Here is a 20,317-nt window from a genome sequence, read left to right as displayed (position 1 = left end):
CGCGGTGGTGACGGGGGAACACGGGCTGCGTGGGAGTGGTGTGCGTCGTGATTGTCGGTGTGGGGATTGACGTTGCCGAGATCGAGCGGTTCGGCGCCGCGCTGGAGCGGACGCCGAACCTGGCCCGACGGCTCTTCCTCGACGCCGAGTTGACGCTGCCGAGCGGCGAGCGGCGCGGCACCGCCTCGCTCGCCGCCCGGTTCGCGGCCAAGGAGGCGCTGGCCAAGGCGCTCGGCGCGCCCGGCGGACTGCTGTGGACCGACGCAGAGGTGTACGTGGAGGAGACGGGGCAGCCCCGGCTGCGGGTGTCGGGGACCGTCGAGGCCCGGGCGCTGGCCCTGGGCGTGAAGTCCTGGCACATCTCGTTGAGCCACGACGCCGGCGTGGCGTCGGCCGTGGTGATCGCCGAGGGGTAGGTCGGCTCTCCGGCCCCGGTCCTTCCGGCCCTTTCCCGCCCTTCCGGTCCTCACGGGGCTCTTCCGGCTCCTGAAGGGCCCGGGAGCCGGGGCCCGCGCCGGGTTTTCGGGCAGGCTGGTGCCATGCGTACTGCTTACAGCGTGGAGACCGTACGGGCCGCCGAGCGCGAGCTGATGGCCGGGCTGCCGGAGGGCGCCCTGATGCTGCGGGCGGCGGCCGGCTTGGCCGCCGTGTGCGCGGGCCTGCTGACCCGGCGTCGGGGCAAGGTGTACGGGGCGCGGGTCGTGCTGCTGGTCGGCCCCGGTGACAACGGCGGCGACGCCCTGTACGCCGGCGCCCGGCTGGCCCGGCGCGGCGCCGGGGTGACGGCGGTGCCGATGGACCCCGCCCGGGTGCACCCGGGCGGGGCCGCCGCGCTGCTGGCCGCCGGAGGCCGGGTGGAGTCGGCCGTTCCGGAGCGTGCCGACCTGGTCGTGGACGGGCTCGTCGGGATCGGCGGGCGGGGCGGGCTGCGCCCGGCGGCCGCCGCGCTGGTGGAACGGATCCCGACGGGCGCGGTGGTGGTCGCCGCGGACCTGCCGAGCGGGGTGGACGCGGACACCGGGGAAGTGGCGGGGGCGGCCGTGCGGGCCGACGTCACGGTGACCTTCGGGGCGCACAAGCCCGGCCTGCTCATCGACCCGGGGGCCGCGCTGGCCGGGGTGGTGCGGCCGGTGGACATCGGGCTCGCGCTGCCCGCCCCGGAGCTGGAGGCCCTGCAACACGCCGACGTGGCCCGGCTGCTGCCGGAGCCGACGGCCGAGAGCGACAAGTACCGGCGCGGTGTGGTGGGCATCGTCGCCGGCTCCGCGCGCTACCCGGGGGCGGCGGTGCTGGCCGTGGCCGGCGCGCTGCGCGGCGGTGCGGGCGCGGTGCGGTACGTGGGTCCGGCGGCGGACGCGGTGCTCGCCCGGTACCCGGAGACGCTGATCGGGCCGGGCCGGGTGCAGGCGTGGGTGGTCGGGCCGGGGCTGGGGGACGCGCGGGCCGACGAGGTCGCGGGCGTGCTGGCGCAGTCCGACGTACCGGTACTGGTCGACGCGGACGGGCTGCGCGGCCTGGACCCCGAGGTGCTGCGCGGGCGGTCCGCGGCGACCCTGCTGACCCCGCACGCGGGGGAGGCGGCGGCGCTGCTGGGGGTGTCCCGGGAGGAGGTGGAGGCGGGGCGACTGGCGGCGGTGCGGGCGTTGGCACGCCGTTACGGCGCCTCGGCCCTGCTGAAGGGCTCCACGACGCTGATCGCCTCCGACGGCGATCCGGTCGTCCGGGTGAACCCGACGGGGACGCCGTGGCTGGCGACCGCGGGCAGCGGCGACGTGCTGTCCGGGGTGGCGGGGTCGCTGCTGGCGGCGGGGCTGTCCGGGGCGGACGCCGGGGCCGTGGCGGCGTACCTGCACGGACTGGCCGGCCGCTTCGCCTCCGACGGGGCGCCGGTCCTCGCGCAGCAGGTGGCGGACGCGGTGCCGAGCGCCTGGCGGGACGTCCGCTCGGGGTGACCCCGCACCCGTCCGCACCCCGACACGCGGGGGAACGGAGCCCCCGGGGGGGTCTGAGAGACTGTGCGGGATGAACGAGACACCGACGCGCGCCTACGCCGAGATCGACCTTGCCGCCGTGCGGAGCAACGTGCGCGCGCTGCGCGAGCGGGCGCCCCGGGCCGAGCTGATGGCCGTCGTCAAGTCGAACGGATACGGGCACGGGGCCCTGCCCTGTGCCCGCGCGGCCCTGGAGGCCGGCGCGACCTGGCTGGGGACCGCCACGCCCGAGGAGGCGCTCGCGCTGCGCGCCGGCGGCATCGAGGCACGGATCCTGTGCTGGCTGTGGACGCCCGGCGGGCCCTGGCGGGAAGCCGTCGAGGCCGACCTGGACGTCGCGGTCAGCGGGATGTGGGCGCTGGAGGAGGTACGGGAGGCCGCGCGCGCCGCCGGGCGTCCCGCGCGGATCCAGCTCAAGGCCGACACGGGCCTCGGGCGCAACGGCTGCCAGCCCGCGGACTGGGCCGAACTGGTCGGCGCCGCCGTCGCCGCGCAGGCGGAGGGGACCGTCGACGTCACCGGCGTCTGGTCGCACTTCGCCTGCGCCGACGAGCCCGGGCACCCCTCGATCGCGCTCCAGCTCGCCGCGTTCCGCGACATGCTCGCGTACGCCGAGAAGGAGGGCGTCGAGCCCGAGGTGCGGCACATCGCCAACTCGCCGGCCACGCTCACGCTGCCGGAGTCCCACTTCGACCTGGTGCGCTGCGGGATCGCCGTGTACGGCGTGTCGCCCGCGCCCGAGTTGGGCACCCCGGCCCAGCTGGGGCTGCGGCCCGCGATGTCGCTGAAGGCGTCCGTCGCGCTCGTGAAGAGCGTCCCCGCCGGCCACGGAGTCAGCTACGGGCACCACTACGTGACGGACCGGGAGACCCGACTGGCCCTGATCCCCACGGGCTACGCCGACGGGATCCCGCGCCACGCCTCCGGCTCCGGCCCCGTCCTGGTGGGCGGCGAGGTCCGGCGAGTGGCCGGCCGGGTGGCCATGGACCAGTTCGTCGTCGACATCGGCGACGCCGACGTCGCGGCCGGCGATCCGGCGATCCTCTTCGGCCCCGGTGACCTCGGCGAACCCACCGCCGAGGACTGGGCTCAAGCGGCGCACACGATCGCGTATGAGATCGTCACCCGTATCGGGGGGCGCGTGCCCCGGGTGTACCGCAACGGCTGAGTGAGGACGGCGACGGCGTGAGCGAGAACTGGCGCAAGGCCGGCTGGGCCGGAGCCGCGATCGGCGTGATGGCCGCCGGAGCGGCGGCCGGGGTCGCCGTCGAACGGATCACGGTGGGCCGCGGCATCCGGATGAAGGCCCGGCTGGCCCTGGACGCCGCCGGGGACTACGGCTCCCTGCGCGGCACCGAGGGCACCGCCCGGGCCGAGGACGGCACCGAGCTGTACTACGAGGTGGACGACCTGCCCGCGCAGGACCCGGGCAAGCGGCGCCGGCTGCGCCGCAGGACACCGCCCGCGGTCACCGTCGTCTTCTGCCACGGCTACTGCCTGGGCCAGGACTCCTGGCACTTCCAGCGGGCCGCCCTGCGCGGAGTGGTCCGCGCCGTGTACTGGGACCAGCGCAGCCACGGCCGCAGCATGCGCGGCCTCGCCCAGGCCGACGGCGAACCCGTCACGATCGACCAGCTCGGCCGCGACCTCAAGGCCGTCCTCGACGCCGCCGCCCCCGAGGGGCCGCTGGTGCTGGTCGGGCACTCCATGGGCGGCATGACCATCATGGCGCTGGCCGAGCAGTTCCCCGAGCTGGTGCGCGACCGCGTGCTCGGGGTGGCGCTGGTCGGCACCTCCAGCGGTCTGCTCGGCGAGGTGACGTACGGGCTGCCGGCGGTCGGGATGGGCGCCGTGCGCCGGCTGCTGCCCGGGGTGCTCAAGGTGCTCGGCTCGCAGGTGGAGCTCGTGGAGCGGGGCCGGCGGGCGACCGCGGACCTCTTCGCGGGCATGATCAAGCAGTACTCGTTCGGCTCGCGGGACGTGGACCCGGGCGTCGCGCGGTTCGCCGAGCGGCTGATCGAGGCGACGCCGATCGACGTGGTCGCCGAGTTCTACCCGGCGTTCCAGATCCACGACAAGACCGCCGCGCTCCAGCGGTTCGCCGGCGTCCCCGTCACGGTCGTCGCGGGCGACCGGGACATGATCACCCCCGCGGAGCACAGCGTCGCCATGAAGGAGGCCCTGCCGGCCGCCGAACTGGTGGTCCTGGAGAACACCGGGCACCTGATGATGCTGGAGCGCCCGGAGATCGTGACCGGGCTGCTGATGGGACTGCTGGCCCGCACCGGAGCCGTGCCGGACGCGGGATCCGAAGCCGCTAACGTTGGCGGGCATGGAAGAAGCACCGCGGGAAGCGCAGCGCAGCCAGGCTCCTGAGGCCGGCGCCGCCACCGAGACCCTGATCACCGTCGACTCGCCCGAATCCATGCAGGAACTGGGCCGTCGCGTCGCCGCCCTGTTGCGTCCCGGCGACCTGGTCCTGCTGACCGGCGAACTCGGCGCCGGCAAGACCACCCTCACCCGGGGCCTGGGCGAGGGCCTCGGCGTGCGCGGGGCCGTGACCTCGCCGACCTTCGTGATCGCCCGGGTACACCCGTCGCTGGTCGGCGGCCCGGCGCTGGTGCACGTGGACGCGTACCGGCTCGGCGGCGGCCTGGACGAGATGGAGGACCTCGACCTCGACGTCTCGCTGCCCGAGTCCGTGGTGGTCGTGGAGTGGGGCGACGGGAAGGTCGAGGAGCTCTCCGACGACCGGCTGCACGTGGTGATCGCCCGGGCGGTGGGGCACGAGGAGGTCCTGGACGACGTGCGCCGGGTCACGGTGCGCGGCGTCGGATCGCGCTGGGCGGACGCCGGGCTGGCGGGGCTCGCCGAGGCGACCGGGCGGGTGGATCGGGCCGCGAGGTAAAAGGTACCGACAACTCGTCGGGAAAACGTTGCGCCGGTGGGTACGCTCGTGGTGACATGGTGGCGAGCGCTGGTTAGGTTTACCTAAGTGCGGCGTCCCGGGCCCGTCCAGGAGGCATCCATGTCGGCAGCAGGAGCAGCAGCGGGAGCGGAGCGAACGCCCCGCACGGTCGTGTCCATGCGGGCCCTGCTCGCCTCGTGCGCGGCCGCCAGAGCCGTCTCGACGCCGCCCGCGTGGGAGCCGGCCTCCCAGGCACCCGTGAACACGGAACAGGCCGCTCCGGAGTCCGAAGCGGCCTGATTCCCACATACGGGTGAAACGGGCGGACCCGCCGGCGGGTCAGGGAACGACGACGACCTTCGAGTTGATCGTGGCGAACGTCCACATCGCGTCACCGTCGAGCCGCGACATGCGGATGCCGCCGGTCTTCTTGGCCGGGTCCGGCGCCGGGGTCTTGCCGTCCACCCGGGCGCTGAAGCCGATGGAGATGCCGTCCACGCTCGCGAACCGCACCACGTGCTCGATCGGCGCCCCGTCCGAGCCGGGCACCGCGCCCGCGCGGGAACCGACGACATAGGTGCCGGCCGCCGGGTGCACCGTGCTCGGCATCACCGCGAAGGTCTTCGCCGCGCGACCGTCCGCGGCCACCAGCCAGACCCGCTTCCCGGACACCGAGTACACGACGCGCTCGCCCGTGCCCGAGCCCTCCGGCAGAGCCGTGGCCTTCGCCGGGGCCTGCTTGGCGGGGGACTGGCTCGGAGCGCCGGACGCCGGTGCCTGCGGGGAGGCCTTCACGGGGTGCGCGGGCGCCGTCGCGGAGGCCTGGTAGCCGAGGAAGCCGACGGCGGCGAGCGCCGCCACGGTGAGCCCGGCCACGATTCCCGAGCTGCTGCGTGCCACCTTGCTCCACCTCTCCGCGCGGTCCTGAAAGCCTTGTGCCGAAACGACCTGCCGGGCCTGCCCCGGGGCGTTCGGGCGGTACCTCGCGGTACCCCGGTCGAAAGGTAGCAGCCAGGGTGCCCGGCGACCGGCCGGAAGGGTCCGGGGCCCCGGAGTCGTAGGCTGTTCGCGTGCTCTTGCTCGCTGTAGATACCGCCACGCCCGCCGTCACCGTCGCCCTGCACGACGGCGAGTCCGTCCTCGCCGAGTCGAACCAGGTCGACGCCCGCCGCCACGGGGAGCTGCTGCTGCCCTCCGTCGACAAGGTGCTCGCCGAGGCCGGGCTGAAGCTCGACGCCGTCACCGGCATCGTCGTCGGAGTCGGCCCCGGCCCCTACACAGGCCTCCGCGTCGGCCTCGTCACCGCCTCCACCTTCGCCTCCGTCCTCGGCGTCCCCGTCCACGGCCTGTGCACCCTCGACGGGCTCGCGTACGCCGCGGGCATCGAGGGCCCCTTCGTCGTCGCCACCGACGCGCGGCGCAAGGAGGTCTACTGGGCCCGCTACGAGGACCCGCGCACCCGCGTCGGCGAACCCGCCGTGGACCGCCCCGCCGACATCGCCGAACAGGTCGCGGGCCTGCCCTCCGTCGGCCAGGGCGCCGTGCTCTACCCGGACGTCTTCACCGACGCGCGGGCCCCCGAGCACCAGTCCGCCGGCGCCCTCGCGGCCCTGGCCGCGGAACGACTGGCGGCCGGGGCGGAGTTCCTGCCCCCGACGCCGCTGTACCTGCGCCGCCCCGACGCCCAGGTACCCAAGAACTACAAGGTGGTCACCCCGCAGTGACCGCCCCGACCGTGGTGCTGCGCGACATGCGCTGGTGGGACATCGAACCGGCGCTGGAGCTCGAGCACGAGCTCTTCCCCGAGGACGCCTGGTCCGCCGGGATGTTCTGGTCCGAACTCGCCCACGCCCGCGGCCCGCACGCCACCCGCCGCTACGTGGTCGCCGAGGACGGGGCCGGCCGACTGGTCGGCTACGCCGGACTGGCCGCCGCCGGCGACCTGGGCGACGTACAGACCATCGCGGTGGCCCGCGAACAGTGGGGCACCGGTCTCGGCGCCCGGCTGCTCACCGACCTGCTGCGCGCCGCGACCGCCTTCGAATGCGCGGAAGTGCTCCTGGAGGTGCGCGTGGACAACACGCGGGCCCAGAAGCTCTACGAGCGCTTCGGCTTCGAGCCGATCGGATTCCGACGCGGCTACTACCAACCGGGCAACGTCGACGCGCTCGTGATGCGCCTCGCCGACCCCGCGAACTCCCTGAGCTCCGCACAACCCGTGAGAAGTGAGTCCCATGGCTGACGAACCCCTCGTCCTCGGCATCGAGACGTCCTGCGACGAGACCGGCGTCGGCGTCGTCCGCGGCACCACCCTGCTGGCGGACGCGATCGCGTCGAGCGTCGACGAGCACGCCCGCTTCGGCGGAGTCGTCCCCGAGGTCGCCTCCCGGGCCCACCTGGAGGCGATGGTGCCGACCATCGAGCGCGCCCTGAAGGAGGCCGGGGTCAGCGCCCGCGACCTCGACGGCATCGCCGTCACCGCCGGTCCGGGCCTCGCCGGCGCCCTGCTGGTCGGCGTCTCGGCGGCCAAGGCCTACGCGTACGCCCTGGGCAAGCCGCTGTACGGGGTGAACCACCTGGCCTCGCACATCTGCGTCGACCAGCTCGAACACGGCCCGCTGCCGGAACCCACCATGGCCCTGCTGGTCTCCGGCGGCCACTCCTCGCTGCTCCTGGCCCCGGACATCACCACCGACGTACGGCCGCTCGGCGCGACCATCGACGACGCGGCGGGCGAGGCCTTCGACAAGATCGCGCGCGTCCTCCAGCTGGGCTTCCCCGGCGGTCCCGTCATCGACCGCCTCGCGCGCGAGGGCGACCCGAAGGCGATCAACTTCCCGCGCGGACTGACGGGGCCGCGCGACGCGGCGTACGACTTCTCCTTCTCCGGGCTCAAGACGGCCGTGGCCCGCTGGATCGAGGCGAAGCGGAAGGCCGGCGAGGACGTGCCGGTGCGCGACGTGGCGGCTTCCTTCCAGGAGGCCGTCGTGGACGTGCTCACCCGCAAGGCCATCCGCGCCTGCAAGGACGAGGGCGTCGACCACCTGATGATCGGCGGCGGCGTCGCGGCCAACTCCCGGCTCCGCTCGCTGGCACAGGAACGCTGCGACGACGCGGGGATCGTGCTGCGCGTGCCGCGGCCGAAGCTGTGCACGGACAACGGCGCGATGGTCGCGGCCCTGGGCGCGGAGATGGTCAAGCGGAACCGGCCGGCCTCGGACTGGGACCTGTCCGCGGATTCCTCGCTGCCGGTGACGGAACCGCACGTGCCGGGGACCGCGCACGACCACGACCACGACGGTCACGCGCACGGGCACTCCCACGACCACGGGCACTCCCACGACCACGTGCACGAGCTGAGCAAGGACAACCTCTACTCGTGAGCACCGTCACGCTGATGTGGGAGGCCCGCGCCGTCGCCGGGCGGGGCAACGAGCTGCTGGAGTGGGCGCGTTCCCGGGTCCTGGCCCGGGAACCGCTGCGCCGCGAGGTGTTCCGCGCCGCCCAGGACCGGGTGCTGGTGCTCACCTGGTGGGACGCCCCCGAGGGGGCATCGGGGGAACTCCCCGAACTGCCCGAGCCGGACGCGGACCTGATCACCCGGGCGGTGCACCGCTGGCGGTTCGAGTCGGTGGAGGTCACGGGCGGCTGAGCCGCGCTTTCGGCCGAGCGCGGCGGGTCCGGGGCGGGTTCGGGCCGTCAGCGGCCCGGGGGCGGCTCCCACGTCCGTCCAGGCTCCCTCCGGCGGTCCTGGAGCGGGTCCCGCTACGGTCGTGCGCATGCCTCGCCGTGACCTGCCTCCTCCGCCCCCGCCCGCGCACCTGCGCGAGTGGCTGGACGAGTCCGTCGTACGGGCGGACCGCGCGCGCTCCCTGGCGGAACTCGTCCGCCACACCCTGGGCATCGAGCGGCTCCTGCTGCTCTGGGCCGTCGCGGCCGTCTTCGCGCTCGGCTGGTCCTTCGTCGGCATGGCCCTGATGGCCTTCGAGGAGGGCGGCCCCCTCGCCTGCGCCCTCGGCCTCGTCTTCGCCGCGCTCGCCGCCGGCGTGCTGGTGCCCGCCGGCATCTGGTTCGGCCGGGGCGCCCGACTGGACCGGCGGATACGGCAACTGCAGTGCGCCTGGGCGGCCTCGGACCGCGACCCGGCCGCCGACCGCCGGCTGCGCGCCCCCGGCCGGAGCCTGGCCTGGCTGCTGGCCTCCCTCGCCCTGGGCGCGCTCGGCCTCCGGGTGACCTTCGGGGCGGCGGCCGGGACCCGGCCGGGGGAGGGCGCGTACCCGGAACTCGTCCTGACGATGGGACTCGGCCTGATCCTGTGGGTCACCGCCCTGCTGGGCCTCGGCAAGGCCGGCGCCCACTACCGCTGGGCGATGTGCGCCCTGCGATCCGCCGGACCCGCCGGACCTTTCGGGCGGCTCGCGCCGTCCGGGCGGCTCAGTCCCGCGGCGCCGGCGCGCCGATCAGCATCGACGGGGCGCCCGCCACGCGCGTCAGGAACACGGTCGCGGAGTTCGGGCCCTGCGGCTTGACCTTCCTGCGCAGCTCCTCGGGCTCGATCGCCGAGCCCCGCTTCTTCACGGTCAGGACGCCCACCCCGCGCTCGCGCAGCAGGGCCTTGAGCTTCTTGAGGCCGAAGGGCAGGACGTCGGTGATCTCGTACGCGGTCGCGTACGGGGTGGCGCGCAGCTCGTCGGCGGTGATGTAGGCGATGGTCGGGTCGATGAGCCGACCGTCCAGCCGCTCGGCGACCTCCGCGACCAGATGGGCGCGGATCACGGCGCCGTCGGGCTCGTACAGCCAGCGCCCGACCGGGCCGGCCTCCGGGTCGGGCAACGGGTCGGCGGTCTCCAGCGCGCGCGGGCCGGGCAGCAGGGTGGCGCGCACGGTGCCGGGCGAGGTCCCGAACCACAGCACCGCCTCCTTCACGTCGCCCTGGTCGGAGATCCACTCGGCCTCCGCCTCGGCGGGCACCGCCTCGTGCGGGATACCGGGGGCGATCTTGATGGCCGCGCACCGTGCGGCCCGCGCGGCCTCCACGGCCCAGGAGAGCGGCGGCGAGTAGCCCTCGGGGTCGAAGATCCTCCCGCGCCCGCCGCGCCGGGCCGGGTCGATGAAGACGGCGTCGTAGCCGGTGGTGTCCACGTCCGTCACATCGGCTTCCCGGACCTCGATCAGGTCCGTCAGCCCCAGCGCCTCGGCGTTGGCCCGTGCGACGGCGACCGTCAGCGGGTCGTGGTCCACGGCCAGCACCCGGATCCCGAGGCGGGCCAGGGCCAGGGCGTCGCCGCCGATGCCGCAGCACAGGTCGGCGACGCTGCGCACGCCCAGGGCGGCGAGCCGCTCGGCCCGGTACCCGGCCACCGACGCGCGGGTGGCCATCTCGCCGCCGCCGGGCGTGAAGTACATCCGGAAGGCGTCCTCGGCCCCGAACTTCGCGACCGCCCGCTGCCGCAGCCGGGCCTGACCGAGCGCGGCGGAGACCAGCGCGGCCGGGTGCTCGCGGCGCAGCCGGGTGGCGAGGGCGAGTTCCCGGGCGGGGTCGTGGTCGCGGAGCGAGGCGAGGAGGGCGTCGCCCTCGGGGGTGAGCAGTGCGGCGAAGTCTTCGGGGGTCACCGGTTCATTGTGGGCCAGTCGATGGAAGGTCCGGGTCCGGTCGAGGTGTCGCCGGGGACGCGCCGGGTGGTGCTGTAAGGATCCGGCGTTATGCAGCCTGTACGACAAAAGGGAAATAAGACGCAACAAGGTCACCGGTCAGCGGCGCGTCCGCGCGGCCGGTACGGCGTGGCCCTCGCCGCGCTGCTGGTCGCCGCCCTCGGCACGGCGTGCAGCTCCACGGAATCGGGCCCCGCCACGAAGCCCAAGATCGGCGCCGAGGGCGCCGCGGGCGCACTCGTGAACCCCGCCGAGCGGGCCAAGGCCGCCCAGCAGGCCCGGGTCGCCGCGGCGAAGCGCTGGGGCCTGGCGAAGGTCCCGCTGGTCGCGCCGGCGCCGCCCAAGGTGAAGCCGGAGATCACCACGCGGGACGGCTTCGAGGTCGAGGACCAGTCGGAGTACCCGCCGGTCTTCACCACGGTCCCCACCGAGGAGAAGGTCGTCTTCCTGACGGTCGACGACGGGGCCGAGAAGGACCCCGAGTTCCTGAAGATGATGAAGGAACTCAAGATCCCGTACACGGCGTTCCTCAGCGACTACGTCGTGAAGGACAACTACCCGTACTTCAAGGAGATGCAGGCCGCCGGCGTCACCCTGAACAACCACACGCTCAACCACCGCTACATGCCCGCGCTCTCCTACGAGCAGCAGCGCGAGGAGATCTGCGGCCAGCAGGACACGATCCAGAAGCAGTTCGGCAAGCGGCCGAGCCTCTTCCGGCCGCCGTACGGCAACTACAACCAGGACACGCTGCGCGCGGCCAAGTCCTGTGGCATCAAGGCGGTTCCGCTGTGGAACGCCGAAGCCTTCCCCAACCGCATGGACTGGCGCGAATGGGACCGGGACCTGCACGCGGGCGACATCATCCTCACGCACTTCCGCGGCAAGGAGGACTGGAAGGCCACCATGACCGACATGGTGCGCCACACCCTGAAGACGGTCACGGACAAGGGCTTCGCCATCGGCCGCCTGGAGGACTACGTCTGATCCCCGTCGTCTGACCCCCCTCGGCCGACGAGCGGTACGCGTGCGGAATCCCTCCCCGCGGGGAAACCGGCTCCGCACGCCTCCGCCGCACCGTCCGCACCGCGCGTTTCGGCGGGCCCTGACGGGTCATATCAACGGAATATCCCCATCCGGGTATACATTCCGCACGTGCGTATGACTTTCAAACACCTTTCCCATACTGCTCCTTCAGGGAGCGCGCCCCGCGTCGGCGGTCTTCCCCTCGCTCCCGCCGCCCGCCGAGGAGTGGCCGGGGCGCTCGCGGTCGGCGCCCTCGTGGCGTCGCTGGCGGGATGCGGCAACAGCGTGGAACCCATCGAACGACTGGGCCGCAAGACCAAGCCGGAGACGGGTGCGGCCTCCCCGTCCGCCTCGGCCCCGGCCCCGGCGTCGAGCGCGCCCGCCGGAGCGCCCGCGACGGCGGAGCAGCCCTACCGCAAGTGGGGTCTGAAGGCCCCGGTCGTCTACGCCCCCAAGCCGGCGCAGAAGCCCCGACTCCCCAAGGCCGCCCCGGGCAGGCCGACGCTGGTGGACCGGATACCCGTGGCCCCCGCCGAGAAGGTCGTCTTCCTGACCTTCGACGACGGCGCGGAGAAGAACCCCGAGTTCCTGAAGATGGCGGCCGATCTGAAGCTGCCGATCGGCATGTTCCTCACGGACAACGTGGCCTCGTCCGACTACGGGCACTTCCAGGCCCTGCGCGACAACGGCAGCGGCAGCACGATCAACAACCACACCCTGACCCACCCCAACCTCCGGACGCTGTCCTACGCGGCGCAGAAGAAGGAGATATGCGGGCAGCAGGAACGCCTGGCCAAGCGGTTCGGCGCCAAGCCGACGCTCTTCCGGCCGCCGTTCGGCAACTACAACGACGACACCCTCAGGGCCGCCTCCGAGTGCGGCATAGCGACCGTCGTCCTCTGGCGGGCGTCGATGCAGATCAACGACTTCCAGTACGCCGAGGGCTCCGCCCTCAAGCCGGGCGACATCATCCTGGCCCACTTCCGCGGCCCCTCGGAGCTCAAGGGCTCCACCGAGATCGAGATGACGACCCGGATGCTCAAGCGCATCCAGGAGCAGGGCTACGCGATAGGCCGCCTGGAGGACTACCTGTAAGCCGACACGCGGGCGCGGACCGCGCGCGGCCGACCACCCGCGGGCCGGCGTGCGGAGCCGACCACCCGGAGCCCGGCCATCCGAAGGCCGCCCCCCGGAGCCCGACCACCCGCGTGCCCGGCGTGCGGAGCCGACCATCTGGAGCCCGACCACCCGCGGGGGATTGCCCCCGGCGGCTACCCCGGGGCGCCGGCCCCCGTCGCCGCCCGGTCCCCCGTGCCCGCCACCACCACCGGGGTGATCGTCGTCTCCGCCGGGCCGCGGGCGTCCGCCTCGCGTTGGCGTTCCGCGCTGTCGCTGATCCGCAGCAGCAGGGCGATCATGATCCAGTTGGCCAGGAGCGACGAGCCGCCCTTCGCCAGGAACGGCAGCGCCTTGCCCGTCAGCGGGATCAGGCCGGTCACGCCGCCCGCGACCACGAAGACCTGGAGCGCCAGCGCCGCCGACAGGCCCACCGCGAGCAGCTTGCCGAACGGGTCGCGCGCGGCCAGCGCCATCCGCAGGCCCCGCTGGACGAGGAGCGCGTACAGGAGCAGTACCGCCATCACCCCGGCCAGGCCGAGTTCCTCGCCCACGGTGGTCAGGATGAAGTCGCTGCGCCCCGCGAACGCGATCAGCTCGGGGTGGCCCATGCCGAGACCGGTGCCGGTGACGCCGCCCGTGCCGAAGCTGAACAGCGCCTGCGCGGACTGGTCCGAGACGACTCCCGGCGGCCGGTCCTTCCAGTAGTAGGAGAGCGGGTTCAGCCAGGCGGCCACCCGCCCCTTGACGTGCGGTTCGGTCGAGCCCACCACGAAGGCGCCGACCGAGGCCATCAGCACCCCGCAGACGATCCAACTGGTGCGCTCGGTGGCGACGTACAGCATCACCACGAACACGCCGAAGAAGATCAGCGACGTGCCCAGGTCGCGTTCGAAGACGAGCACCAGCATGGACAGGATCCACACGGTGATGATCGGCCCGAGCTGTCGCATGGGAGGCAACCGGACGCCCAGGAACCGCCGGCCCGTCAGCGCCAGCGAGTCCCGGTGGATCACGAGGTAGCCCGCGAAGAAGATCGCGATCATGATCTTGACGAACTCGCCGGGCTGGAGCGAGAGGCCGCCGACGACGATCCAGCGCTTCGCGCCGTAGGTGTCGGCCGGCGAGAACACCGGGGCGATCAGCAGGACCAGCGCCACGGCCATCGTGATGTAGATGAACCGTTGCAGCAGCCGGTGGTCCCGCAGCAGCGCCACCACGAGGATGCAGGCGGCGACCCCGACCACCGTCCACAGCAGTTGGCCGGGAGCGTTCGCGTCCGAGTTGTACCGCTCGATGTACCCCTGGTCGAGCCGATGGAGCAGGACCAGCCCCAGCCCGGTCAGCAGCATGGCGAGCGGGAAGATCAACGGATCCGCGTACGCCGCGAACCGGCGGATGCCCAAGTGCCCCACCAACGACAGCAGCGTCAGGCTGATGACGAAGCCGGTGAGGTTGCGCGGCAGCTCGTCGTTCATCGCCAGGCTCGCCGCGCAGTGGCCGAAAACGGCGATGCCGACGACGAGGACGAGGAGGAACGCCTCGGTGCGGCGGCGCGCGCCCGCCTCCGTCAGGGGCCTCAGTCCACGCACGGGACGCCGCCACCGTCGATCTTCTCCGGCTGTGAGGGCCCGGGAGACGGCGGTGCGGACGGCGGTGAAGACGGCGCGGACGACGCGCCCGGTCCGGAGGGAGCGACGCCCGGCGCGCTCGGACTCGCAGGGGCCTTGGGCCCGATCTGCTCGGCAATGAGGCGCTTTATCTTCATATCATCTACGACGTTGATGTCCCCGTCATGGTTCCTTGCGAAGCCCTCCACGGGGAGTGTCGTGAATTGCACTTTCCCGCCGGACAGGTTCTTCGCCTGCTTCACGAACGACAGCAGGTCCCAGCCGGCGTCGGTCACCACGTCCTGCTTCGCCGCGTCGACCAGCTTGATCAACTTCACCGGATCCGTGAAGGTGCCCGCGTCGTTCAGCTTCTTCGTCGCACCCGCCAGGAATGCCTGCTGCCGCTTCGTCCGGTCCAGGTCACCGCCCGGCAGCCCGTGCCGCTGCCGCACGAAGGCCAGCGACTGCTGCCCGTTCAGCGTCTGCGGGCCGGCGGGGAAGTCCGCCCCCGAGTACCTGTCCTTCACCGCCTTGTTCAGGCACACCGGAACCCCGCCCAGGGCCTCGGCCAGGTGGTGGAAACCGGCCAGGTTCAGCTCGGCGAAGTGATCGACCGGCACCCCCAGGAAGGTCCGTACGGTCTCGATCTCGGCCTTGCGTCCCGCCTCCCGGCCCTCGCGCTCCAGGCGCCGCCGGTCCTTGACCCCCTCGCCCGCCAGCTGCTCCTCGCGCAGCGCCTTCGCCCGTCCGTAGGCCTCCTTGATCTTGGCCTTGCCGGCGGCCGCGCCCGGCGCCCGGCCCGGCATCCCGCGCAGTTCCACGTAGTCGTCGCGCGGGATGGAGAACGCCCGGGCCCGACTGCCGTCGCCGGGCACGTGGAGCAGGATCAGGGTGTTGGTGTTGTAGCCGCCGATGTCGGAACTGCCCGCGTGCAGCTTGTCCAGGATCGAGTCCGGGAGCGGCTCGCCGTTCTGGTCGCGCCGGCTGTCCAGCCCCATGAGCAGGATGTTCGTATCTCCGTGCGCCGACTTCTCCGCTCCCTCCAGGGCCTTCGAACTGCCGATGCTCGACGACAGGTCCCGGTAGACGTACCAGGCGGTGCCGCCGGCCAGGACCGTCAGCACACAGCCGGCGGTCAGCAGGGTGCGGCCGAGGCGGCGACGCCGCGGCAGGCGGCGGCTGGTCTTCCTGCGGTGCGCGCTCATGCCTGTCGATGCTGGGGGAGCCCCGCTGAAGGAAACCTGAGGGTCCTGAAACCGTCTTCAGGCCAGGCCAGGCCAGGCCAGGCCAGGCCAGGCCAGGCCAGGCCAGGCCAGGCCAGGCCGGATCCGGGCCCGCGACGCGCTTCAGGCCGGGCCGGATCCGGGGCGGGGGATCCGGAGCACGAGGCGGGCGCCACCGCCCGGCACGCTCCCCGCCCGCACGTCACCGCCGTGGGCGCGGGCGATCTCCCGGGCGATGGGCAGCCCCAGGCCCGTCCCGCCGCTCGCGCGCCCGCGGTCCGCGTCCAGCCGGACGAACCGCGCGAACACCCGCTCCCGGTCCGCCTCCGGGATCCCCGGGCCGTCGTCGGACACCTCCAGCACCCGCCACGCCCCGTCCGAGGCCGCCCGTACGACGACCCCCGCGCGGGCATGGTGCAGCGCGTTGTCCACCAGGTTGGCCAGCGCCCGCTCCAGCCGCGCCGGATCCCCGTACGCGGGTACGGCCGCCCCCGCCTCCAGCCGCACCGGCACCCGGGGCGCCGCCCTGCGCGCCACGTCCTCCGCCGCCAGCAGCGCCAGGTCCACCGGTTCGGACCGGGGCGGCGGACCACCGTCGAGTCGGGCCAGCAGCAACAGGTCCGCCGCGATCCGCTGGAGCCGCTCGGTGTCGGCCAGCGCGGCCGCCACCGAGGCCCGGTCGGGCCGGTCGAGGGCCACCTCCAGCCGGGACCGCACGGCCGCGAGGGGATTGCGCAGCTCGTGCGAGGCGTCCGCCGTGAACTGCCGCTGCCGGGCGTCGGAACGCTCCAACCGGTCGAGGGTGTCGTTGACGGTCCGGGCGAGCCGCGCGATCTCGTCGGCCCCGCCCGGATCCGGGACCCGGCGCCCCAGCTCGCTCGCCGTGACGGCCGCCAACTCGGTGCGGATCGCCGTGACCGGGCGCAGCGCCTGCCCCGTCACCCACCAGGCCAGCGCCGCCGCGAAGGCGATCAACGGGGGCGCGCCGGCGAGCAGCCCGACCCCGATGGCCCGCGTCGCGTCGTCGACGTCGCGCAGGACGGTCATCGCGTACACGGTGTACGGGCCCCGGCCCCCGGGCGGCCCCGGCGAGCGGACCACCACCGCCGCCCCCCGCTCCGAACCGGCGCGCCCCACGGGCACCACGGCCGACCGGGAGTCCTCCCCGGCCGCCGGGCGCGGTCCGTCGAGGTCCGGGGCGCCGCGCGGATCCCCGCTGCCGGCGACGGTCCGCCCGGCCGCGTCCCGGACGAGGACCAGGTCCACCCCGCCGTCGGGCGCGGCCAGTCGGCCGTCGGGAGGCAGGGTCCGGGTGTCGAGCTGCGCGACGACCTTCCGTGCGGCCAGTTCCGTGCGTCCGGTGGTGTTGTCGAGCAGGTTGGCCCGCAGCAGCGTGTACAGCCAGAGCCCGCCGGCGCCGAGCACCGCGGCCATGGCGAGGGCGGCGGCCGCGGCCGCCCGGGCCCGGACCGTCCTAACCACCGTCGGGCGCCATCCGGTAGCCGGTCCCGTGCACGGTGAGGATCGAGCGGCGCCCGAACGGCGCGTCGATCTTCCGGCGCAGCGAGGACACGTACACCTCGACGATGTTCGGGTCGATGGCGTGCGGGACGTCCCAGACCTCGTCGAGGATGTCCTGCTTGGCGACCGCCCGGCCCGGCTGTTCCATCAGGCAGGCGAGCACGCCGAGTTCGCGCGCGGTGAGTTCGATGTCCCGCTCCCCGCGCCGGCAGCGCCGACCGGACGGATCCAGGACGAGATCGCCGGCCCGCAGGACGCCGACCTGCGGGGTGCCGGCGCGGCGGGCGAGCGCGCGCAGCCGTGCGGCCAGCACGACGAACGAGAACGGCTTGGTGAGGTAGTCGTCGGCGCCCGCGTCGAGCCCGTCGGCCTCGTCGTGCTCGCCGTCCTTGGCGGTCAGCATCAGCACGGGCGTGCGGTCGCCGTGGGCGCGCAGGCGGGTGCAGATCTCGTGGCCGCCGAGGCCGGGGAGCATCAGGTCGAGGAGCACGGCGTCGTACGGGCCGCCGGTCAGCGCGAGGTCGAGGCCGCGGTGTCCGTCGTGGGCGACCTCGACCCAGTGACCGTCGGCGGACAGGCCGAGCCGCAGGGACTCGGCCAGGCCCTCTTCGTCTTCGACCACCAGGATGCGCACGGCTCAAGCGTCACATATCGGTCGCCGGAGCCGATGTCGGGCCCGGAGCCGGACCCGACACAGGGGTGCGTCGCGCGGACCTCGGACGGCCGGCGCCGGCGCGGAAGCGGCCCCGGGCCGGACCGCAGGGCCGCGCCGGGCCGCACGGGCGGGGGTGCGGAGGTTCCGGAGGCCGAAGCCGGGGGCGATCACGCCGAACGCCTGCCCGAGGGACAAGTGGGGCGACTTCCGGGGGAGTCGACGCAGAGGCCCGGAACCCCCCGCCCGCAGGGCCGGAGGGCCCCCGGCGGCCGGCTCGGCGCGCGCCTCGCCGGGAGGCAAATTGGCACTCCGCTTGACCGAGTGCTAATCGCCGGAATAGTGTCGCACCTGGCACTCGCCCCTGGTGAGTGCCAACACAGCGACAGGCAGGTCCGGCACCCGCGACGACGGATCGACCTGGTCGCCACCTCAGACAGTTAACCCCGGATCTCCGAAGGGGGAGGTCGGATCGTGACGACCACCAGCTCCAAGGTTGCCATCAAGCCGCTCGAGGACCGCATCGTGGTCCAGCCGCTCGACGCCGAGCAGACCACGGCTTCCGGCCTGGTCATCCCGGACACCGCGAAGGAGAAGCCCCAGGAGGGCGTCGTCCTCGCGGTCGGTCCGGGTCGCTTCGAGGACGGCCAGCGTCTCCCGCTGGACGTCAGCGTCGGCGACATCGTGCTGTACAGCAAGTACGGCGGCACCGAAGTGAAGTACAGCGGCGAGGAATACCTCGTCCTCTCGGCTCGCGACGTACTCGCGATCGTCGAGAAGTAGTCGAACGAAGCAGGCAAGAGGAGCGATCCTCTTCCTCTTCACCAGTTTTGCTTTGAGCTGCGCCCCTGGTCACCCCGCTGATTGCCGGGCGGCGAGGGGCGCAGTTCGTTGAACCCGAGTTATCGAGAGGGCTGAACCGCTTCCATGCCGAAGATTCTGAAGTTCGACGAGGACGCCCGTCGTGCCCTTGAGCGCGGCGTCAACAAGCTTGCCGACACGGTCAAGGTGACGATCGGCCCCAAGGGCCGCAACGTCGTCATCGACAAGAAGTTCGGCGCCCCCACCATCACCAACGACGGTGTCACCATCGCCCGCGAGGTCGAGCTGGACGACCCGTACGAGAACCTGGGCGCGCAGCTCGTGAAGGAGGTGGCGACCAAGACCAACGACATCGCGGGTGACGGCACCACCACCGCCACCGTGCTGGCCCAGGCGCTGGTCCGCGAGGGTCTGCGCAACGTCGCCGCCGGCGCCTCCCCGGCCGCCCTGAAGAAGGGCATCGACGCCGCCGTCAAGGCCGTGTCCGAGGAGCTCCTCGCGACCGCGCGTCCGATCGAGGACAAGTCCGACATCGCCGCCGTGGCCGCGCTCTCCGCGCAGGACACCCAGGTCGGCGAGCTCATCGCCGAGGCGATGGACAAGGTCGGCAAGGACGGTGTCATCACCGTCGAGGAGTCCAACACCTTCGGCCTGGAGCTGGAGTTCACCGAGGGCATGGCCTTCGACAAGGGCTACCTCTCGCCGTACATGGTCTCCGACCAGGAGCGTATGGAGGCCGTCCTCGACGACCCGTACATCCTGATCAACCAGGGCAAGATCTCCTCCATCCAGGACCTCCTGCCGCTGCTGGAGAAGGTCATCCAGGCCGGCGCCTCGAAGCCGCTGCTGATCATCGCCGAGGACGTCGAGGGCGAGGCGCTCTCCACCCTCGTCGTCAACAAGATCCGCGGCACCTTCAACGCGGTCGCCGTCAAGGCCCCCGGCTTCGGCGACCGTCGCAAGGCGATGCTCCAGGACATGGCCACCCTCACCGGTGCCACCGTCATCGCCGAGGAGGTCGGCCTCAAGCTCGACCAGGCCGGTCTGGACGTACTGGGCACCGCGCGCCGCGTGACCATCTCCAAGGACGACACCACCATCGTCGACGGTGGCGGCAGCTCCGAAGAGGTCCTCGGCCGCGTCAACCAGATCAAGGCCGAGATCGAGTCCACGGACTCGGACTGGGACCGCGAGAAGCTGCAGGAGCGCCTGGCGAAGCTCGCCGGCGGCGTCTGCGTCATCAAGGTCGGCGCCGCCACCGAGGTGGAGCTCAAGGAGAAGAAGCACCGCCTCGAGGACGCCATCTCGGCGACCCGCGCCGCGGTCGAGGAGGGCATCGTCTCCGGCGGTGGCTCCGCCCTCGTCCACGCCGTGAAGGTGCTCGAGGGCAACCTCGGCCTCTCCGGCGACGAGGCCACCGGTGTCTCCGTGGTCCGCCGCGCCGCCGTCGAGCCGCTCCGCTGGATCGCCGAGAACGCCGGCCTCGAGGGCTACGTCATCACCGCGAAGGTGGCCGAGCTCGACAAGGGTCAGGGCTTCAACGCGGCCACCGGCGAGTACGGCGACCTGGTCAAGGCCGGCGTCATCGACCCGGTCAAGGTCACCCGCTCCGCGCTGGAGAACGCCGCTTCCATCGCCTCGCTGCTGCTCACGACCGAGACCCTGGTCGTCGAGAAGCCGGCCGAGGAAGAGGGCGACGCCGGTCACGGCCACGGTCACGGCCACAGCCACTGAGGTTGAGCCGCAGGGCGCCCGCCGCTTCGGCGGGCCCCGCTGATCCGAGGGAAGGCCCCGGT

21 protein-coding genes are annotated in these 20,317 nt (G+C 73.3%); 15 read left to right on the top strand and 6 right to left on the bottom strand.

What is annotated here, in order from left to right:
• Positions 1-47 precede the first annotated feature (47 nt).
• The 6 genes from OTB19_RS02760 (at position 48) to OTB19_RS02735 (ending at position 5,199) form a co-directional block, all read left to right on the top strand.
• The gene (locus tag OTB19_RS02760) at positions 48-416 is read left to right on the top strand and encodes a holo-ACP synthase (RefSeq protein ID WP_267796309.1); all 369 of its coding nucleotides are present in this window, start codon (positions 48-50) and stop codon (positions 414-416) included.
• Positions 417-539: 123 nt separating this feature from the next.
• Entirely contained in the window at positions 540-1,952 is a 1,413-nt protein-coding gene (locus tag OTB19_RS02755) for an NAD(P)H-hydrate dehydratase (RefSeq protein WP_267796308.1), read from the top strand.
• A 70-nt stretch (positions 1,953-2,022) separates the two neighbouring features.
• The gene (alr, locus tag OTB19_RS02750; RefSeq protein WP_267796307.1) at positions 2,023-3,159 is read left to right on the top strand and encodes an alanine racemase; all 1,137 of its coding nucleotides are present in this window, start codon (positions 2,023-2,025) and stop codon (positions 3,157-3,159) included.
• Positions 3,160-3,227: 68 nt separating this feature from the next.
• The gene (locus OTB19_RS02745) at positions 3,228-4,367 is read left to right on the top strand and encodes an alpha/beta hydrolase (protein WP_267796358.1); all 1,140 of its coding nucleotides are present in this window, start codon (positions 3,228-3,230) and stop codon (positions 4,365-4,367) included.
• Positions 4,324-4,899: a tRNA (adenosine(37)-N6)-threonylcarbamoyltransferase complex ATPase subunit type 1 TsaE gene (gene tsaE / locus OTB19_RS02740; protein WP_267796306.1), complete on the top strand. Its 576-nt coding sequence runs from the start codon at positions 4,324-4,326 to the stop codon at positions 4,897-4,899. Before OTB19_RS02745 ends, tsaE begins: the two co-directional genes overlap by 44 nt.
• 120 nt (positions 4,900-5,019) lie before the next feature.
• Positions 5,020-5,199 carry a hypothetical protein gene (locus OTB19_RS02735; RefSeq protein WP_267796305.1) on the top strand — a complete coding sequence of 60 codons (180 nt, stop codon included), beginning with the start codon at positions 5,020-5,022 and terminating at the stop codon, positions 5,197-5,199.
• 39 nt (positions 5,200-5,238) lie between these two features.
• Here the strand turns inward: OTB19_RS02735 and OTB19_RS02730 are convergent, their stop codons facing one another.
• Positions 5,239-5,799, bottom strand: a complete 561-nt coding sequence (locus tag OTB19_RS02730; protein ID WP_267796304.1) for a hypothetical protein — start codon at positions 5,797-5,799, stop codon at positions 5,239-5,241.
• Positions 5,800-5,969: 170 nt separating this feature from the next.
• On the opposite strand from OTB19_RS02730, the gene tsaB reads away from it, so the two are divergent.
• The 5 genes from tsaB (at position 5,970) to OTB19_RS02705 (ending at position 9,428) form a co-directional block, all read left to right on the top strand.
• Positions 5,970-6,623 carry a tRNA (adenosine(37)-N6)-threonylcarbamoyltransferase complex dimerization subunit type 1 TsaB gene (tsaB, locus tag OTB19_RS02725; RefSeq protein WP_267796303.1) on the top strand — a complete coding sequence of 218 codons (654 nt, stop codon included), beginning with the start codon at positions 5,970-5,972 and terminating at the stop codon, positions 6,621-6,623.
• Positions 6,620-7,141 carry a ribosomal protein S18-alanine N-acetyltransferase gene (gene rimI, locus OTB19_RS02720; RefSeq protein ID WP_267796302.1) on the top strand — a complete coding sequence of 174 codons (522 nt, stop codon included), beginning with the start codon at positions 6,620-6,622 and terminating at the stop codon, positions 7,139-7,141. Before tsaB ends, rimI begins: the two co-directional genes overlap by 4 nt.
• A complete protein-coding gene (gene tsaD, locus OTB19_RS02715) occupies positions 7,134-8,282 on the top strand; it encodes a tRNA (adenosine(37)-N6)-threonylcarbamoyltransferase complex transferase subunit TsaD (RefSeq protein ID WP_267796301.1) in 1,149 nt (382 codons plus the stop codon). Before rimI ends, tsaD begins: the two co-directional genes overlap by 8 nt.
• Positions 8,279-8,551, top strand: a complete 273-nt coding sequence (locus tag OTB19_RS02710; protein WP_267796300.1) for a hypothetical protein — start codon at positions 8,279-8,281, stop codon at positions 8,549-8,551. Before tsaD ends, OTB19_RS02710 begins: the two co-directional genes overlap by 4 nt.
• Positions 8,552-8,678: 127 nt before the next feature.
• A complete protein-coding gene (locus OTB19_RS02705) occupies positions 8,679-9,428 on the top strand; it encodes a hypothetical protein (RefSeq protein WP_267796299.1) in 750 nt (249 codons plus the stop codon).
• Here OTB19_RS02705 and OTB19_RS02700 read toward each other — a convergent pair.
• On the bottom strand, positions 9,334-10,512 hold the full coding sequence (locus OTB19_RS02700) for a THUMP-like domain-containing protein (RefSeq protein WP_420716783.1): 1,179 nt from the start codon (positions 10,510-10,512) through the stop codon (positions 9,334-9,336). The genes OTB19_RS02705 and OTB19_RS02700 overlap by 95 nt on opposite strands.
• A 90-nt stretch (positions 10,513-10,602) precedes the next feature.
• On the opposite strand from OTB19_RS02700, the gene OTB19_RS02695 reads away from it, so the two are divergent.
• Complete coding sequence (locus OTB19_RS02695; RefSeq protein ID WP_420716782.1) at positions 10,603-11,538, top strand: polysaccharide deacetylase family protein; 936 nt, start codon at positions 10,603-10,605, stop codon at positions 11,536-11,538.
• A gap of 168 nt (positions 11,539-11,706) precedes the next feature.
• Positions 11,707-12,672: a polysaccharide deacetylase family protein gene (locus OTB19_RS02690; protein ID WP_267796298.1), complete on the top strand. Its 966-nt coding sequence runs from the start codon at positions 11,707-11,709 to the stop codon at positions 12,670-12,672.
• 176 nt (positions 12,673-12,848) lie between these two features.
• Here the strand turns inward: OTB19_RS02690 and OTB19_RS02685 are convergent, their stop codons facing one another.
• The 4 genes from OTB19_RS02685 to OTB19_RS02670 form a co-directional block, all read right to left on the bottom strand.
• Positions 12,849-14,285 carry an FtsW/RodA/SpoVE family cell cycle protein gene (locus OTB19_RS02685; protein WP_267796297.1) on the bottom strand — a complete coding sequence of 479 codons (1,437 nt, stop codon included), beginning with the start codon at positions 14,283-14,285 and terminating at the stop codon, positions 12,849-12,851.
• Positions 14,273-15,508 carry an LCP family protein gene (locus OTB19_RS02680; RefSeq protein ID WP_267796296.1) on the bottom strand — a complete coding sequence of 412 codons (1,236 nt, stop codon included), beginning with the start codon at positions 15,506-15,508 and terminating at the stop codon, positions 14,273-14,275. Before OTB19_RS02680 ends, OTB19_RS02685 begins: the two co-directional genes overlap by 13 nt.
• 141 nt (positions 15,509-15,649) lie before the next feature.
• On the bottom strand, positions 15,650-17,008 hold the full coding sequence (locus OTB19_RS02675) for a sensor histidine kinase (RefSeq protein ID WP_267796295.1): 1,359 nt from the start codon (positions 17,006-17,008) through the stop codon (positions 15,650-15,652).
• On the bottom strand, positions 17,001-17,681 hold the full coding sequence (locus OTB19_RS02670) for a response regulator transcription factor (RefSeq protein ID WP_267796294.1): 681 nt from the start codon (positions 17,679-17,681) through the stop codon (positions 17,001-17,003). The genes OTB19_RS02675 and OTB19_RS02670 overlap by 8 nt, the downstream gene beginning before the upstream one ends.
• A 492-nt stretch (positions 17,682-18,173) precedes the next feature.
• Here OTB19_RS02670 and groES point away from each other — a divergent pair, with 492 nt between their 5' ends.
• Positions 18,174-18,482: a co-chaperone GroES gene (gene groES / locus OTB19_RS02665; protein WP_053682586.1), complete on the top strand. Its 309-nt coding sequence runs from the start codon at positions 18,174-18,176 to the stop codon at positions 18,480-18,482.
• A gap of 144 nt (positions 18,483-18,626) precedes the next feature.
• Positions 18,627-20,255, top strand: a complete 1,629-nt coding sequence (gene groL / locus OTB19_RS02660) for a chaperonin GroEL (RefSeq protein WP_053682585.1) — start codon at positions 18,627-18,629, stop codon at positions 20,253-20,255.
• The last annotated feature ends 62 nt before the right edge of the window (positions 20,256-20,317 follow it).

The sequence above is a fragment of the Streptomyces sp. H27-H5 genome (genome assembly GCF_026627505.1).
Taxonomy (GTDB): domain Bacteria; phylum Actinomycetota; class Actinomycetes; order Streptomycetales; family Streptomycetaceae; genus Streptomyces.
Note: the sequence above shows the minus strand (reverse complement) of the source record. Positions and strands in the feature narration are given on the sequence as shown.

Bases quoted from the DNA above. Each gene is read 5' to 3' on its own strand.
- OTB19_RS02755 (WP_267796308.1), top strand. From the start codon at position 540: ATGCGTACTGCTTACAGCGTGGAGACCGTACGGGCCGCCGAGCGCGAG.
- alr (WP_267796307.1), top strand. From the start codon at position 2,023: ATGAACGAGACACCGACGCGCGCCTACGCCGAGATCGACCTTGCCGCC.
- OTB19_RS02745 (WP_267796358.1), top strand. From the start codon at position 3,228: ATGGCCGCCGGAGCGGCGGCCGGGGTCGCCGTCGAACGGATCACGGTG.
- tsaE (WP_267796306.1), top strand. From the start codon at position 4,324: ATGGAAGAAGCACCGCGGGAAGCGCAGCGCAGCCAGGCTCCTGAGGCC.
- OTB19_RS02735 (WP_267796305.1), top strand. From the start codon at position 5,020: ATGTCGGCAGCAGGAGCAGCAGCGGGAGCGGAGCGAACGCCCCGCACG.
- tsaD (WP_267796301.1), top strand. From the start codon at position 7,134: ATGGCTGACGAACCCCTCGTCCTCGGCATCGAGACGTCCTGCGACGAG.
- OTB19_RS02705 (WP_267796299.1), top strand. From the start codon at position 8,679: ATGCCTCGCCGTGACCTGCCTCCTCCGCCCCCGCCCGCGCACCTGCGC.
- OTB19_RS02695 (WP_420716782.1), top strand. From the start codon at position 10,603: ATGCAGCCTGTACGACAAAAGGGAAATAAGACGCAACAAGGTCACCGG.
- OTB19_RS02680 (WP_267796296.1), bottom strand. From the start codon at position 15,508: ATGAGCGCGCACCGCAGGAAGACCAGCCGCCGCCTGCCGCGGCGTCGC.
- groL (WP_053682585.1), top strand. From the start codon at position 18,627: ATGCCGAAGATTCTGAAGTTCGACGAGGACGCCCGTCGTGCCCTTGAG.